The organism is Limimaricola sp. G21655-S1 (assembly GCF_027213785.1).
Lineage (GTDB): Bacteria > Pseudomonadota > Alphaproteobacteria > Rhodobacterales > Rhodobacteraceae > Limimaricola.
The window spans coordinates 84,753-100,605 of the sequence record NZ_JAPWGO010000016.1; the positions used below are offsets into that span (position 1 = coordinate 84,753).

General features: G+C 67.0%; 13 protein-coding genes, 1 tRNA gene and 2 pseudogenes. 11 read left to right on the top strand and 5 right to left on the bottom strand.

The window, feature by feature from the left end; all coding sequences use genetic code 11:
- The first annotated feature begins 74 nt into the window (after positions 1-74).
- From O4G76_RS15285 to pgi, 8 genes are all read left to right on the top strand, one after another.
- Entirely contained in the window at positions 75-1,124 is a 1,050-nt protein-coding gene (locus O4G76_RS15285) for a cobalt-precorrin-5B (C(1))-methyltransferase (RefSeq protein ID WP_269398126.1), read from the top strand.
- Positions 1,121-1,852 (top strand): cobalt-precorrin-6A reductase, encoded by a 732-nt coding sequence (locus O4G76_RS15290; RefSeq protein WP_269398127.1) that lies wholly within the window; start codon positions 1,121-1,123, stop codon positions 1,850-1,852. Before O4G76_RS15285 ends, O4G76_RS15290 begins: the two co-directional genes overlap by 4 nt.
- Complete coding sequence (locus O4G76_RS15295) at positions 1,849-2,478, top strand: DNA-3-methyladenine glycosylase 2 family protein (RefSeq protein WP_269398128.1); 630 nt, start codon at positions 1,849-1,851, stop codon at positions 2,476-2,478. Before O4G76_RS15290 ends, O4G76_RS15295 begins: the two co-directional genes overlap by 4 nt.
- On the top strand, positions 2,475-3,143 hold the full coding sequence (locus O4G76_RS15300) for an alpha/beta hydrolase (RefSeq protein WP_269398129.1): 669 nt from the start codon (positions 2,475-2,477) through the stop codon (positions 3,141-3,143). Before O4G76_RS15295 ends, O4G76_RS15300 begins: the two co-directional genes overlap by 4 nt.
- A 185-nt stretch (positions 3,144-3,328) precedes the next feature.
- Positions 3,329-3,913: an HNH endonuclease gene (locus O4G76_RS15305; RefSeq protein WP_085897506.1), complete on the top strand. Its 585-nt coding sequence runs from the start codon at positions 3,329-3,331 to the stop codon at positions 3,911-3,913.
- Positions 3,914-4,052: 139 nt separating this feature from the next.
- On the top strand, positions 4,053-5,504 hold the full coding sequence (gene zwf, locus O4G76_RS15310) for a glucose-6-phosphate dehydrogenase (protein WP_269398130.1): 1,452 nt from the start codon (positions 4,053-4,055) through the stop codon (positions 5,502-5,504).
- A gap of 59 nt (positions 5,505-5,563) precedes the next feature.
- A complete protein-coding gene (gene pgl / locus O4G76_RS15315) occupies positions 5,564-6,235 on the top strand; it encodes a 6-phosphogluconolactonase (RefSeq protein WP_269398131.1) in 672 nt (223 codons plus the stop codon).
- Between the two features lie 3 nt (positions 6,236-6,238).
- Entirely contained in the window at positions 6,239-7,840 is a 1,602-nt protein-coding gene (gene pgi, locus O4G76_RS15320; RefSeq protein WP_269398132.1) for a glucose-6-phosphate isomerase, read from the top strand.
- A 96-nt stretch (positions 7,841-7,936) separates the two neighbouring features.
- On the opposite strand, the gene O4G76_RS15325 is transcribed toward pgi, so the two are convergent.
- The 3 genes from O4G76_RS15325 to O4G76_RS15335 form a co-directional block, all read right to left on the bottom strand.
- Positions 7,937-8,284, bottom strand: coding sequence for a RidA family protein (locus O4G76_RS15325; RefSeq protein ID WP_269398133.1), 348 nt, complete (start codon positions 8,282-8,284; stop codon positions 7,937-7,939).
- Positions 8,285-8,320: 36 nt separating this feature from the next.
- Positions 8,321-8,394: transfer RNA gene (locus O4G76_RS15330), tRNA-Gly, on the bottom strand.
- A gap of 66 nt (positions 8,395-8,460) precedes the next feature.
- The gene (locus O4G76_RS15335) at positions 8,461-10,506 is read right to left on the bottom strand and encodes an ASKHA domain-containing protein (protein ID WP_269398134.1); all 2,046 of its coding nucleotides are present in this window, start codon (positions 10,504-10,506) and stop codon (positions 8,461-8,463) included.
- A gap of 181 nt (positions 10,507-10,687) precedes the next feature.
- Between O4G76_RS15335 and guaB the strand changes: the two genes are divergently transcribed.
- Positions 10,688-12,136 carry an IMP dehydrogenase gene (gene guaB / locus O4G76_RS15340; protein ID WP_269398135.1) on the top strand — a complete coding sequence of 483 codons (1,449 nt, stop codon included), beginning with the start codon at positions 10,688-10,690 and terminating at the stop codon, positions 12,134-12,136.
- Positions 12,137-12,479: 343 nt separating this feature from the next.
- Positions 12,480-13,508 carry an IS110 family transposase gene (locus O4G76_RS15345; RefSeq protein WP_269398136.1) on the top strand — a complete coding sequence of 343 codons (1,029 nt, stop codon included), beginning with the start codon at positions 12,480-12,482 and terminating at the stop codon, positions 13,506-13,508.
- A 305-nt stretch (positions 13,509-13,813) separates the two neighbouring features.
- Here O4G76_RS15345 and O4G76_RS15350 read toward each other — a convergent pair.
- Positions 13,814-14,227, bottom strand: a pseudogene (locus O4G76_RS15350) (transposase); the annotation flags it as partial.
- On the opposite strand from O4G76_RS15350, the pseudogene O4G76_RS15355 reads away from it, so the two are divergent.
- A pseudogene (locus O4G76_RS15355) lies at positions 14,228-15,115 on the top strand (IS3 family transposase); the annotation flags it as partial.
- Positions 15,116-15,195: 80 nt separating this feature from the next.
- Here the strand turns inward: O4G76_RS15355 and O4G76_RS15360 are convergent.
- Positions 15,196-15,853: hypothetical protein (locus O4G76_RS15360; protein WP_269398137.1), on the bottom strand; the 658-nt coding region annotated here is incomplete at its 5' end.

The following is a 15,853-nucleotide window of genomic DNA, read 5'->3' on the forward strand; positions in this document are numbered from 1 at the left end:
TTGCCCTGCGACCGGCGCGAGGGAAGCCCCGGCCGCGCTTTCCTCCCGCCTTCCACGCGCCTAATGTCGCGCGCATGAGCACGCCTGCCCCTCTTCGCCGCGGCTGGACCACCGGCGCCTGCGCAACCGCGGCGACGCGGGCGGCGCTGTTGCGGCTCTGGGGCGGTGACTGGCCCGAGACGGTGTCGATCACCCTGCCGCGCGGCGAGAGGCCGGTTTTCGACGTGGCGCATCGCGCCGAAGGACCGGGCTGGGCCGAGGCCGGGATCGTCAAGGATGCTGGCGACGATCCGGATGTGACGCATGGCGCGCTGATCGTGGCCCGGGTGCACGAAGCGGCGGGCGGGGTGAGCTTCCGCGCGGGCGAGGGGGTGGGCATAGTGACCAAGCCCGGCCTGCCGGTGCCGCCAGGAGAGCCGGCGATCAACCCGGTGCCACGCGCGATGATGGAGGAGGCGGTGGTCGAGATCGCCGCCGATCTCGCCCGCGCGCCCGATGTCGAGATCACCATCTCGGTTCCCGGCGGGGCGGCCTTGGCCGAAAGGACCTGGAACCCGCGGCTGGGGATCACGGGGGGCATTTCGATCCTCGGCACCACCGGCATCGTGCGGCCGTTTTCCTGTGCCGCCTGGATCGCCTCGATCCATCGCGGCGTCGACGTGGCGCGCGCGGCGGGGCTCTCCCACGTTGCGGGCTGCACCGGCGCGACCTCCGAGCGGGTGGTGCAGGCGCTGCATCGCCTGCCGGATCACGCGATGCTCGACATGGGCGATTTCGCCGGCGGGCTGCTGAAATACCTCGTGAAACACCCGGTCCCGCGCGTCACGATCGGCGGCGGCATCGGCAAGATCACCAAGCTCGCCCAAGGGGCGGTCGATCTGCATTCCGCCCGCAGCCAGGTCGATTTCGCGGCGCTGGCGACGCTGAGTGGCGTGGCCGACATCGCCGGGGCCAATACGGCGTTGGAGGCCGCGCGCCTGGCGCCCGATCTTGGCCAGCGCGTGGCCGAGGCGGCGCTGGCCCGGCTATCGGAACGGTTCGGAAACGCCGCTGACGGCAGCCGTATCGCCTTCGACGTGGTGGTGATCGACCGGGGCGGTGCGGTTCTGGGCCGGGCTTCATGACGGTTCTCGTCCTTGCCGGAACGCGGGAGGGGCGCGAGATCGCGGCGGGTCTGGCCGCGCGCGCGATCCCGGTGCTGGCGTCGCTGGCAGGGCGGACCCGCCGGCCGCTGGAGCCGGGTGTGCCGCTGCGGACGGGTGGTTTCGGCGGCGCGCAGGGCTTCCGCGATACCGTGGCGGCGCAGGGCATCACGGCGGTGATCGACGCGACCCATCCCTTCGCCGAGGAAATTACCGCGCGCACCGCGCGCCTCTGCCGCGAGGACGGGCTGCCGCATCTGATCCTCCGCAGGCCGGGCTGGAAGCCGCAGCCCGGCGATGACTGGACACGTATCGTGCGCGAGGCCGATCTGGCCGCGCATGTACCACGCGGTGCGACGGTGTTCCTCGCCACCGGGCCGCAGCGGCTCGAGGCATTCACCGGGCTCGAGGGGCGCCGGGTTTTGTGTCGTCGGATCGATCCGGCCCCGGGGCCGTTCCCTTATGACAACGGCGATTGGGTGGTTTCGCGCCCGCCATTTTCGGTCGAGGACGAAACGGCGCTATTCGCACTCTTGGGCGTGGACGTGTTGGCGACCAAGGATTCGGGCGGCGAGGACGGCCGGGCCAAGCTCGAGGCGGCGCGCGCGCTGGGGCTTCGGGTCGTGCTTCTCGACCGGCCGCGCCTGCCCGAGGGCGCGCGCGTGGTCGAGACGATGGAAGAGGCGCTGCATTGGGCGGAGGGACTGTGACCGAACGCATCATCACCCACGAGGATCACGTGGCCGAAGGGGCGGCATGGCTCGCCGCCAACACCGATCACTTCGGACGGTTGCTCGAGATCACCGGGCCGCTGCCGCTGCGCCGGACGCCGGACGGCTTCGCGCAGCTTTGCTCCGCCATCGTCAGCCAGCAGGTCTCGACCGCCTCGGCGCGGGCGATCCGGGGGCGGTTGGAGGCGGCTGACCTGCTGCGGCCCGAAACCATCGCCGCCGCCGACGAGGAGGCGCTGCGCGGCTGCGGGCTGTCGCGGCAGAAGATGCGCTACCTGCGGGCCTTGGCCGCTTCGGGAATCGATTTCGACGCGCTGCGCACCGCCCCCACGGAGGAGGTCGTCTCGACCCTCACCGCCGTGACCGGCATCGGCGTCTGGACCGCCGAGATCTATGCGATGTTCGCGCTGGGTCGGGCCGATGTCTTCGCGCCGGGCGACCTGGCACTGCAGGAGGGAGCGCGGCACCTGCTGGGGCTGAACGAGCGGCCCCGGGAACGGGCATTGCGCGAGATCGCGCAGCAATGGTCGCCATGGCGTGCGGTTGCGGCGCGCGGGCTGTGGGAATACTACCACCACGTGAAGGGCAGGGAAGGAATCCTATGACGCGCGCATTGCAATCGGGCCGGGTGGAGCCGCTCAGCGGCGAGATGCGCTCCGCCGTGATCTTCCTGCATGGTTACGGCGCCAACGGCGCCGATCTTCTGGGCCTCGCCGAGCCGCTGGCAGAGCACATGCCGGACACGCTGTTCCTTGCCCCGGACGCGCCCGAGGCCTGCATCGGTGCGCCGATGGGCTTCCAGTGGTTCCCGATCCCCTGGATCGACGGGTCGAGCGAGGAAGAGAGCCGCCAAGGGCTCGCCCGCGCCGCCGAGGATCTCAACGCGTTTCTCGATGGCGTCATGGTCGACGAAGACCTGTTGCCCGAGCAGGTGATGGTCGTGGGCTTTTCCCAAGGTACCATGATGGCGCTGCACGTGCTGCCGCGCCGCGAGGATCCGATCGCCGGGCTGGTGGCCTTCTCGGGCCGGCTGCTCGAGCCCGAGCTTCTGGCCGATGAGGTGCAGAACCGGCTGCCGATCCTTCTCGTGCATGGCGACATGGACGAGGTGGTGCCGCCGCAGTCGCTGCCCGAAGCGGCGCAGGCGCTGCAGGAGGCCGGCTGGACCGACCTCTATGCCCATGTGATGAAGGGCACCGCCCATGGAATCGCGCCCGACGGGCTCGAGGTGGCGCTGGCCTTCATGCGCGAACGTCTCGGTATCGCCTGACATTCGGGCGAAATCCTCCGCACCCTGTCACTTCGTTGTCATTCGCCGCTGGCATCAAGGTTGCGGCGGTGACACGACCTTGAGACTTGCCAGCTTCCTGCCGCCAGATATAGTCGAATAACGGCAGGAGCGGGGCTCCCGCTCTGGTCGTCCGAATGGGCAGCGAGAGCGAGGACGGACTCACGATGCAAGGCGATTTCAGGACCGAGTTCGTGCGCGATCCGGTGGCGCTCCGGCAGCATCCGGCGCTGGTGCTCAACGCGGATTACCGTCCGCTCTCCTATTATCCGCTTTCGCTCTGGCCCTGGCAGGAGGCGATCAAGGCGGTGTTTCTCGACCGGGTCGACATCGTCGCGGAGTACGAGGCGGTGGTGCACAGCCCGTCCACGGTGATCCGAATACCCTCGGTCGTCGTCCTCAGAGATTACGTCAAACCCCAGAAGCGCGTGGCATTCACGCGCTTCAATCTTTTTCTGAGGGACGGTTTCCGCTGCCAGTATTGCGGATCGAAGGGCGATCTTACCTTCGACCACGTGATCCCCCGCGCGCGCGGCGGCGTCACGAGCTGGGAGAACGTGGTCGCGGCCTGCGCGCGCTGCAACCTGCGCAAGGGCTCGAAGAGCCTGCGCCAGTCGGGGATGAGCCTGCAGCGCCCGCCGCGCCGCCCCGGCGCCGAGGAATTGCGAGATACCGGGCGCCGCTTTCCGCCGAACCACCTGCATGAAAGCTGGGTCGACTACCTGTACTGGGACGCAGAACTGGAAGCTTGATCGCGCGTTGGGCCGCAATGTCGGGCGATCGGGTTGCGGCTTGGTCGCCGATGCCTAGACTGCGCGCGCACGGGCCGCTAAGAGGGCGGCGTTAGCGCTAACTGCACGGCCTATGCAGGCCGCCCAGACGGAGACAGCCATGGTATCGCGCGTCATCCCGGTCGACAGCTTCGACCTCGTCATCTTCGGCGGCACCGGCGATCTCGCCCGGCGCAAGATCCTGCCGGGACTGTTCCGCCGCTTCCGCTCGGGTCAGATGCCCGCCGAGGCGCGGATCATCGGGGCCGCGCGCTCGGAGATGGACGATGCGGGCTACCGGCAGATGATCCGCGACGCGATCGCCGAGTTCGGCTCGGACGAGAAGAACGATGCCGCCGGCATCGACGAGTTCATCGAGCGTCTGCACTACGTGGCGATCGACGCCACCGGAGAGGGCGGCTGGCACCAGCTGCGCGACCTGATGCGCGAGGGCGTGATCCGCGCCTTCTATTTCTCGGTCGCCCCGTCGCTGTTCGGCGCCTTGGCCGAGCGGCTGCACCAGCACGGCATCGCCGACGACACGAGCCGGATCGTCGTGGAAAAGCCCTTCGGCCGCGATCTCGACACCGCGAAGGCGCTGAACGCGACCTTGGCCGAGCATTTCGACGAGAGCCAGATCTACAGGATCGACCATTATCTCGGGAAGGAAACGGTCCAGAACCTGATGGCGGTGCGCTTCGGCAACGTGCTGTTCGAGCCGCTGTGGAATTCGCATTACATCGACCACATCCAGATCACCGTGGCCGAAACCGTGGGCGTCACCGGTCGCGGCAGCTACTACGACAAGTCGGGCGCGATGCGCGACATGGTGCAGAACCACCTGATGCAGCTTCTGTGCCTGATCGCCATGGAGCCGCCCTCGGTCTACGATGCCGACACGGTGCGCGACGAGAAGCTCAAGGTGATCCGGGCGCTGCAGCCGGTCGAGCCGCATCAGATCGTGCGCGGCCAGTACGAGGCCTCCGCCGAGGGGCCGTCCTATCGCGAGGATGCCGAGAACCCGCGCAGCTTCACCGAGAGCTTTCTCGCGCTCAAGTGCCATATCGCCAACTGGCGCTGGGCCAAGGTGCCGTTCTACATCCGCACCGGCAAGCGCATGAAGGCGCGCTCCTCCGAGATCGCCGTCGTCTTCAAGGATCTCGGCCATACCATCTTCGAGGGCGACACGGCGCGGCACCGCAACATCCTGTCGATCCGGCTGCAGCCGAACGAGGGGATGGACCTGCAGGTGACGATCAAGGAGCCGGGCCCTGGCGGCATGCGGCTCGTCGACGTGCCGCTCGACATGAGCTTCGCCGATGCGCTGGGCCCCGATCAGGACGCCCCCGACGCCTATGAGCGGCTGATCATGGACGTGATCCGTGGCAACCAGACGCTGTTCATGCGCGGCGACGAGGTCGAGGCCGCTTGGGCCTGGACCGATCCGATCATCAAGGGCTGGGAGGCACGCAACGACGTGCCCAAGCTCTACGACGCCGGAACCGCCGGGCCCGAGGACGCGATGATGCTGATGCATCGTGACGGCCGCCGCTGGCGCGAGATCAAGAGCTGAAGGGCTCGGGTGCCGCGGCTCCGCCGTGCCACCGATACGAAACCGAAAGGAAACACGGCATGGAATTCGTCGAATACGCCGATTCCGAGATGATGATGATCGACCTCGCCGACCGGCTGGCGAGCGAGCTGCGCGCGGCGATCGCCGCCGATGGCCGCGCCAGCCTCGCGGTGCCCGGCGGCACCACGCCGGGCCCTGTCTTCGACACGCTCTCGGCGATCAAGCTCGACTGGGACAAGGTTCACGTGATGCTCACCGACGAGCGCTGGGTGCCGGAGAGCTCCGAGCGGTCGAACACCGGGCTGCTGAAGCGGCGTCTCTTCACCGGCGAGGCGGCGGCGGCGCATTACCTGCCGCTCTATGCCGAGGCCGAGCGCCCAGAGGAAAAGCTCGACGCGCTGCAAGAGACGCTGGCGCCGCATCTGCCCCTCTCGGTGGTGCTGCTCGGCATGGGCGCCGACATGCACACGGCCTCGATCTTCCCGGGCGCCGACCGACTCGACGCGGCGCTGCATGGCGATGAGGCGCTGGTGGCGATGCGCGCACCGGGTGCGCCGGAGCCGCGCATCACGCTTTCGGCGAAGGTGCTGAACGACGCGATGCGCCGCCACATCGTGATCATCGGCGCCGAAAAGCGCGCCGCGTTGGAGAAAGCGCAGGGGCTGAGCCCGGAGGAGGCGCCGGTGGCGGCGATCCTCAAGGGCGCGACCGTGCATTGGGCGGAGAGCTGAAAGATGTGGAACGAGCTGAAGACCAAGTCCGAGGCCATTGCCGACCGGCGCATCGAGACGCTGTTCGAGGATCCCGACCGGGCGCGCGACTTTTCGGTCAGCGCGCTGGGCATGCTGTTCGATTATGCCAAGACCAATATCGACGCCGAGACGCGCGAGGCGCTGATCGCCCTGCTCGACAAGGCCGATCTGGCGGCCCGACGCGAGGCGATGTTCTCCGGCGCGGCGATCAACGAGACCGAGGGGCGGGCGGTGCTGCACACGGCGCTGCGCAACCTCGACGGCGCGCCCGTGAGGGTCGAGGGCAAGGACGTCATGCCCGAGGTGCTCGATACGCTGGGGCGGATGGAGGGCTTTGCCCGCGCCGTGCGCTCGGGCGAGTTCAAGGGACAGGGCGGCGCCATCACCGACGTGGTCAATATCGGCATCGGCGGTTCGGATCTCGGGCCCGCGATGGCAGCCCGCGCGCTCGCGCCCTATCATGACGGCCCACGCTGCCACTTCGTTTCGAACGTCGACCCGGCCGACATCGCCGACGTGCTCGCGGCCTGCGATCCGACGACGACTCTGGTGATCGTCGCCTCCAAGACCTTCACCACCATCGAGACCATGACCAACGCCCGCACCGCCAAGGCGTGGATGGGGCAGGCGGTCTCGGATACCGGCGCACAGTTCGCCGCGCTCTCCACCGCCGCCGACAAGACAGCCGATTTCGGCATCGCGCCCGAACGGGTGTTCGGTTTCGAGGATTGGGTCGGCGGGCGCTACTCCATGTGGGGGCCGATCGGGCTGTCGCTGATGCTCGCCATCGGGCCGGAGGCGTTCCGCGCCTTCCTGCGTGGCGGCGAGGCGATGGACCGGCATTTCCGTGCCGCCGCGTGGCACGAGAACCTGCCGGCGATGCTGGCGCTGGTGGGGCTGTGGCACAACCAGGTGCTGGGTCATGCCACCCGTGCCGTGCTGCCTTACGACAACCGCCTCGCCCGGCTGCCCGCCTATCTCCAGCAGCTGGAGATGGAGAGCAACGGCAAGCGGGTCTCGATGGATGGCGAGACGCTGTCCTTCCACAGCGGCCCGGTGGTCTGGGGCGAGCCCGGCACCAACGGCCAGCACGCGTTTTACCAGCTGATCCACCAGGGTACCCGGGTGGTTCCGTGCGAGTTCCTCGTCGCCGCCGAGGGCCACGAGGAGGGGCTGGAGCACCAGCACCGGCTGCTGGTCGCCAACTGCCTCGCGCAGTCCGAGGCACTGATGAAGGGGCGCGATCTCGACGATGCGCGGGGCAAGGTCGCCGGCAAGTTCGAAGGCGACGAGCTGGAGCGCCAGGCAAAGCATCGGGTGTTCCCCGGCAACCGCCCCTCGACCACGCTGGCCTACCCGAAGCTCGATCCCGAGACACTGGGCAAGATCATCGCGCTGTACGAACACCGGGTCTTCGTCGAGGGCGTCGTGCTCGGCATCAACTCCTACGACCAGTGGGGCGTGGAACTGGGCAAGGAGCTCGCCACGGCGCTGCAACCGATCGTCGATGGCGAGGAGAGCCCAGACAGCAAGGATGGCTCCACGGCGCAGCTCGTGGGCTTCCTGCGCGCCAACGGCCTCTGAGGTCCGGCGTCGCTGATTGAAAGGGGCGGTCGCGATGATGACCGCCCCTTGTCGTTTCTGCGGATTTGCAGGCGTTGCGCTTGGCCAGCGCCGTCTTCAGACGGCGGCGGTGACGATGATCTCGACGCGGTAATCGGGCGAGGCGAGCTTGGATTCGCCGGTATAGCGCGCCGGGGCGTGCTCCTTGGGGACCCAGCCGTCCCAGACCTCGTTCATCGCGGCGAAATCGGCGATGTCGGCGAGCCAGATCTGCGCGGTCAGGATGCGGGTCTTGTCGGTGCCGGCCAACGCCAGGAGACGGTCGATCTCGGCCAGCGTGGCGCGGGTCTGCTCACCGGCATCGGCGCCGGGGGCTTCGACCTGGCCCGCCAGATAGGCGATGCCGTTATGCACGACGACTTGGCTCATGCGGCCGTTGGATTCGAAGCGGGTGATGTCTGTCATGGAAGGCTCCCTGTGGTGACGACCGGCGGGAGTGGATGGAGCGGGTAACGGGAATCGAACCCGTAACTGAAGCTTGGGAAGCTTTCGTGATACCTTTTCACCATACCCGCGCGCTCAGGCCCCGAGGTAGCCAAGCCCGCGGGTATCGTCAAGCCGGTTTCGCGGCCCGGAACGGTTCAGTCGCGGGCCCGCCTACGACGCCGTGCGCCACCCTCGCCGCTACCGCCCTGATTAAAGCTGGGCTCGGGCAATGGCTGCGTCTCGCGCAGCCCCGCGAAGGGGGCCGTGGCGTGCGGGATCGCGTTCGCGGCGACGAAGTGCTCCTGAAACCGCGGTTCGATCGCGGTTTCGACCTTGGTGATCTGCCGGACCAGCGCCTCCGCCTCGCGCCGTGCCGCGACCGAACACAGCGCGATCCGCGCGCCGGTGCCCGCCGCGTTGCCGGCGCTCGTCACCTTCTCGACCGCGACGTCGGGGATCATGCCCAGCACCAAGGCGTGCTTGGGGCTGATATGCGCGCCGAAGGCGCCCGCGAGCACCACCCGGTCCACCGCCTCGACCTCGCGCTCGTCCATCAGCAGTCGCGCGCCCGCGTAGAGCGCCGATTTGGCGAGCTGGATCGCGCGGATGTCGCCTTGCGTCACGGTGATGCGCGGCCCGCCCGCCTCCGAGCCGTCATGGATCAGATAGGCATGGGTACGGCCCTCGGCGATCATCCGGTCGGTGCCGGTCTGCTCGGCCGAGCCGATCAGCCCCTTGGCGTCGACCAGCCCGGCGATGCGCATCTCGGCCACCGCCTCGATGATGCCCGATCCGCAGATGCCGGTGACGCCACCCGGGCCGACCGCGTCCCAGAACCCCGGCTCGTCGGACCAGGTCTCGCAGCCGATGACGCGGAAGCGCGGCGCCTTGGTCTCGGGGTCGATGCGGATCGCCTCGATCGCGCCCGGCGCCGCGCGCTGGCCGGAACTGATTTGCGCCCCCTCGAAGGCCGGGCCGGTGGGCGATGAGCAGGCCAGCACCCGCGCCCGGTCGCCCAGGAGCAGTTCGGCATTGGTGCCGACATCGACGATGAGCACGAGATCGTCCGACTGGTCGGGCCGCTCGGACAGCGCCACGGCGGCGGCGTCGGCGCCGACATGGCCCGCGATGCAGGGCAGCACGTAGACCTGCGCGCCGGGATTCAGCGCCGAGAGGTCCAGATCGCGGGCGGGCAGGGCCACGGCGTCGGAGGTGGCGAGCGCGAAGGGGGCCTGTCCCAGCTCGACCGGATCGATGCCCAGAAGCAGGTGGTGCATCACCGGGTTGCAGACGAAGACCGTCTCGACGATGTCACGCGGCTCGATCCCGGCCTCGGCGGCCAGCTCTCGCGCCAGATCGTCGATCGCGAGCCGCACGGCGGAGGTCATCTCCGCCGCGCCGCCCTCGTTCATCATCGAATAGCTGACGCGGCTCATCAGGTCCTCGCCGAAACGGATCTGCGGGTTCATCACCCCGGCGGAGGCCTCGACATGACCGTCCTCGAGCGAGGTCAGATGCGCGGCGACGGTGGTCGAGCCGAGATCGACGGCCAGCCCCCAAAGCGGCTCCGCGCGAAAGCCCGGCCAGAGATCGATGATATGGTGCGGCCCGTTCTCGTCGGCACGGTGCAGCGCGACGGTCACCTCCCATTCGCCCTTCCGGAGCGCCTGCTGCAACTTGGCCAGAACCGGCGGGGCGGCGATCACCTCGTCGATGCGCCACTGGCCGCGCAGCGCCTCGGCAAGACGTTCGAGATCGCCCTTTGGCTCGTGCATGTCGGGCTCGGACACCGTCACGAAATACTTGCGCGTTGCCGGGTCCATGACGATGGGCCGGGCATCGGCGTTCTTGCGCACCACCTGCCGGTGCACCTGGCTCTCGGGCGGCACGTCGAGCACCACGTCCGAAAGGATCTGCGCCTGGCAGCCGAGGCGGCGACCGGGCTTCAGGCCACGGATCCGGTCGTAGCGTTCCTCGACCGCGTTGATCTCGCTCAGCGCGTCCTCGGCCACCGTCACGCCATGCTTGGAGAACTGGCCGCGCCCCGGGCTGACTTGGCACTTGGAGCAGATGCCCCGGCCGCCGCAGACGCTGTCGAGATCGACGCCGAGCCGCCGTGCGGCACTTAGCACCGTGGTGCCCTGGGCCACGCGGCCGCGTTTGCCCGACGGGGTGAAGATGACGAGCGGATCCTGGGTCATGGCGGGCCTTTCGGGGCGGCGGGGTCGTTTGCGCGGACCATAGGCGATTGCGCCCGGAGGAAAAGGGCATCCGGGCGGCAGATCATGCGGTCAAAGCGACGCGGCCGTTTCGCCCTTTCCCCTCGGGAAGATCGGTGCGATAGGGACGTGCCAAACGAAGCATCCCAAAGGAGTGGTCCCGATGGAGATTCGCGAGGCTCTGACCTTCGATGACGTTCTGCTGGTTCCCGCCGCCTCGAGCGTCATGCCGTCCACGGCCGATACCCGCACAAAGGTGACGCGCGACATCGCGATGAACATCCCGCTCCTGTCGAGCGCGATGGATACCGTGACCGAGGCGCGCATGGCGATCTGCATGGCGCAGTCCGGCGGCATCGGCGTGGTGCACCGCAATCTCGGCGTCCAGGAGCAGGCCGACCAGATCCGCCAGGTCAAACGCTTCGTTTCGGGCATCGTCTACAACCCGATCACCCTGACGCCCGATCAGACGCTCGCGGATGCCCGGCGGTTGATGGAGCAGTACAGCGTTACCGGTTTTCCGGTGGTGGGCGAGGGCGGCCGCGTCGTCGGCATCGTCACCAACCGCGACATGCGCTTCGCCGCCGATGACCGCACGCCGGTCAAGGCGATGATGACCGCTGACAACCTCGCCATGCTGACCGAGCCGGCCGATCTAGACGAGGCGCGCAACCTGATGAAGGAGCGGCGGATCGAGAAGCTGCTCGTCACCGACGCCGAAGGCCGCCTGACCGGCCTCCTGACGCTCAAGGACAGCGAACAGGCGGTGCTGAACCCCTCGGCCTGCAAGGATCGCCTCGGCCGTCTGCGCGTCGCCGCGGCCTCGACCGTCGGTGATGCCGGGTTCGAACGCTCGATGGCGTTGGTCGAGGCCGGGGTCGACATCGTCGTGATCGATACCGCGCATGGGCATTCCGAAGGAGTCGCCGAGGCAGTGCGCCGTCTCAAGCGCGAGGCGGGCGACGTGCAGATCATGGCCGGCAACGTCGCCACGGGCGACGCCACGCGCGCGCTGATCGATGCTGGCGCCGACGCGATCAAGGTCGGCATCGGGCCGGGCTCGATCTGCACTACGCGGATGGTGGCGGGTGTGGGCGTGCCGCAGCTCACCGCGATCATGGATTGCGCCGAGGCTGCCGGTGACGTGCCGGTGATCGCCGATGGCGGCATCAAGTTCTCGGGCGACTTCGCCAAGGCGATCGCCGCGGGCGCCAGCTGCGCCATGGTCGGCAGCATGATCGCGGGCACCGACGAGAGCCCGGGCGAGGTGATCCTCTATCAGGGCCGGACCTTCAAATCCTATCGTGGCATGGGCTCCCTGGGCGCGATGGCACGCGGATCGGCCGACCGCTACTTCCAGAAGGATGCGGCTTCCGACAAGCTGGTACCCGAGGGCATCGAGGGCCAGGTGCCGTACAAGGGCACGGCGACGGCGGTGATCCATCAGCTCGTCGGCGGCTTGCGCGCCGCGATGGGCTATACCGGCCATCCGACCGTTGCCGCGATGCGGGGCAACTGCAACTTCGTGAAGATCACCGGCGCGGGCCTCAAGGAGAGCCACGTGCACGACGTGCAGATCACGCGGGAGTCGCCGAACTATCGTATCGGATAATTAGTAGGTTATATCGTTTTTGGGCAGGTTTGCATCGGTGGAACTGGTGCGAACCCACCCAGAACAGGCCCAGAACTGGACAGTGCATCAGTTCTTCAACTGATGCAGAAAAGGATAGAGGTCGCTTAGGACTGATGCAGCTGGGTTGGGTAGGCATCGCATGATAAGCGAAAAGAAATCTCCTGGCTTTTCAAGGAACCCGGACGCTGGCCTGGTATGAGCCCGCTGCGGTAGATCTCGTTCCGGCATGTCCTCCGTCAGCACGGCGATGATGATGTAACCGCCCCCCGACGGCATCGGTGTGCCAAGGTGGGTTTGCAACATTCCACATTGGAGGGCGGTCATGTCGGAAGTTACCATAATCGGTCTGGATCTGGCGAAGAACGTGTTTCAGGTGCATGGAGCTGATAGCTCCGGCCATGCGGTCCTTCGCAAGAAGTTGCGCCGGGATCAGACCCTGTCCTTTTTCAGCCAGCTGCCCCTGTGTGTTGTCGCCATGGAAGCCTGCGGCGGCGCCCACTTCTGGGCGCGTGAGATCGGCAAGCTGGGCCACGAGGTGCGTCTGATCCCGCCGACGTATGTGAAGCCCTTCGTCAAACGCCAAAAGAACGATGCGGCTGATGCCGAGGCGATCTGCGAGGCCGCGCAGGGTCCGTCGATGCGCTTCGTGCCGGTAAAGAGCGAAGAGACCCAGGGTGCGGCCATGGTCTTCCGCGTCCGGGAGCTTCTGATCCGACAGCGCACCCAAGCGATCAATGCCCTGCGCGGCCATCTGGCCGAGTTCGGGGCGGTGGTGCCGCAAGGGGCCACCAACGCCGGGCGCCTGGTGGCCCTGGTGAAGGATCGGGACAGCGGCCTACCCGACGACGCACGAGGCACACTGGAAGTTCTGGTCGGAACGCTGGCCCAGCTCGACGCCCAGATCGGAAAGCTCGACGCGGAGATTGCCCGTCGCGCCAAGGAGAACGACGTCGCGCGACGGCTGATGACGGTCCCGGGCATCGGCCCGCTGATCGCCACGGCAATTGCGGTTCTGGCGCCCCCGCCAGAGACATTCCGAAGAGGTCGAGATTTCGCCGCCTGGCTCGGCCTGGTGCCGCGACAGCATTCGACGGGCGGCAAGCAGCGCTTGGGCGCCACCACGAAGATGGGGGAGCGGTCTTTACGACGTCTTCTCATCATCGGCGCCAACAGCGTCATCATCAAACGACACGTTCACAAGGAGGCGCAGCCGGGCACTTGGCTGGGCGGCCTGCTGACGCGCAAGCCGCCGATGTTGGTGCGAGTGGCGCTGGCCAACAAGATGGCGCGGATCGTCTGGGCTTTGATGGCTCGAGGCGGCGTCTACAGGTCTCCGGTCGCGATGACGTAAGCCAGCGTCGGCCACGAGGGCGTCGGAGCGAAAGAGGGCAAGGAGTTGTATGGCGCAACGGTCGTGAGACGGGATCGGGAAAACCAGAGCGCAACAAAGTGCCTTCGAGCACGCGGCGATGATTTGGACCCGACCTGCGCACACCATACGGGCCGGCGGCATGTAGGGCCGCATCAGAGGCCGGACACATGTCAGCACCCGACGACGCGCCAAGATCAGCTTTGAATATACCTCTTGCGCCCGGGGCGGTTACACATGTTGCGCAAATCAGCCCCGAGCATGACTGCACCCTTTCCCGCCATTCTTCAGCGGACGGCTTCGATCTCGGCCCTGCCGAGGGCCGAATAGCGGTTCATGATGGCGATGCGGATTTGGATTTCGGCAGTCTGGCGGTCAGGGTCTCGTGACATGATCCTCTCGCCGAAGAGCTTCAGGCAGTTCATCCGGGCTTCGACGCGACTTCGGACTTGGTAGCCGGTCCGCTTCTTCCAGAGCGCTCGCCCCAGATGCCGGGTCGCTCCCAGGATCTCGTTTCGTGCGATGGCGGTGACACAGTCTTCTTTCCAGACGCGACCGTTGCGACGGATCGGTATGACAGCATCCGCGCCTCGGTCGATGATCGCACCATGGCATTGTCGTGTATCGTAAGCGCCATCTGCGGTGACCATGCCGATCGTCTCCTCCGGCGGGATCTGCGCCAGCAGCTCCGGCAGCAGTGGGAGCATTGCCCAGAGCACGGGGTCGAGCCAATCTGCAAGGTGCTGCCGATCGCCCCCTCTACCTACTATGACCATCTGGCAAAACGGGTCGACTCGGCCCGGCTATCTGAGCGTGCCAAGCTGGATGCAGAGCTGCGTCCCGAGATTGCGCGCGTGTTCGATGCCAGCTTCCGCGCCTACGGCGTCCGCGAGGTGTGGCGCCGGCTGGAGCGGGAGGGCTTGGACGTGGCGCGCTGCGAGGTGGCGCGACTGATGAGGTCCATGGAGCTACAGGGCATCATCCGCGGCAAGCCGATCGAGACGACCCGATCGGACAAGGCCGCCCCTTGCCCGCTCGACAAGGTGAACCGCCAGTTCCGGGCGCCGGCGCCCAACCGGCTATTGGTGAGCAACTTCGCCTATGTCGCGATCTGGCAGGGCTTCGTTTATGTGGCCTTCGTCATCGACGCATATGCCAGACGGATTATCGGCTGGCGTGTGAGCCGCACGCCCCATACGAGCTTCGTCCTTGATGCCTTGGAGCAGGCGGTCAAACAGCGCCGGCCGGTGAAAGGAGCCGGGCTACTCCACCATTCCGTCAGAGGCTTGCAATACCTTGCCATTCGCTACACCGAGCGCCTTGGCGAGGCTGGTATCGAACCTTCTGTAGGCAGCGTGGGTGACAGCTATGGCAACGCACTGGCCGAGACCATGAATGGCCTCCTCAAGGCCGAAGTCATTCACCGCAGGGAGCCATGGCGCAGCGCCGAAGCGGTAGAATATGCGACCCTCGAATGGGTCGATTGGTTCAATAACCGCCGCCTGCTTGAGCCCATCGGTAATATCCCTCCAGTGGAAGCCGAGGCGAAATACTACGCGGCTCTGGAAACATCGAGCATGGCCGCGTAGCTGAAACCAAACAGCCTCCTTGCGGCGCATCACGCGCGGCAAAGAGACTATTGAAAGTGGCGGTATTGCTCGAAGATGCGTTAACTGGGCTTTCCTGACGGAGCAAGCACAACGAGGTCCGCCAGAACAGCACGTATGTCCTCGCGGATCTCCGGATTCCGCAGCTCAGCAAAGAGCTGACCGACCCCACTCTGTTCGCTGGTAAGACGCTCCAAGTCCGCGCGCGCAATCCGAAGTTCTTCGCGCACCTGCGCAAGTTCCTCAGCGAGCATGTTCCGCTCTTTTTCAAGGGCCTTCGTAACCACTTCCTTCTCGGCGAGTGTTCCCTCAAGTACTGTCATGCAGTTCTGCGCGTTCCGTTTGTCAGCCCGAAGCTCATCGCATTCTTGTTTGGCAAGGGCCAGCGACCCGACATGCTGCTGGGCAACGACCAACAGCAAATCCTTCTCGGTAGCAGCCACTGCTGCGGATACCGCAGCAGCGATCCCCTCAGGCAGCTTTGCAAGGAGTGCTCGGCTATCGGCCTCGCGGATCTCGGTATGAGCGGCTTCGACAAGGCTTTCGAGCGTCTCCTGCCGGATCGAGCCCTTCACGCCATGCTCACTGCACAGCCGCTCTTTGATGTAGGGTGCGTCGAGAGCGGCGGCAGGAAGGCCGCTGGTGTAGACCGTCAACCTCTTTGGCCGGCACCGACAACCAAGATGGCCGGTTCTGACCGCTACGAACGGAACTGTTAGC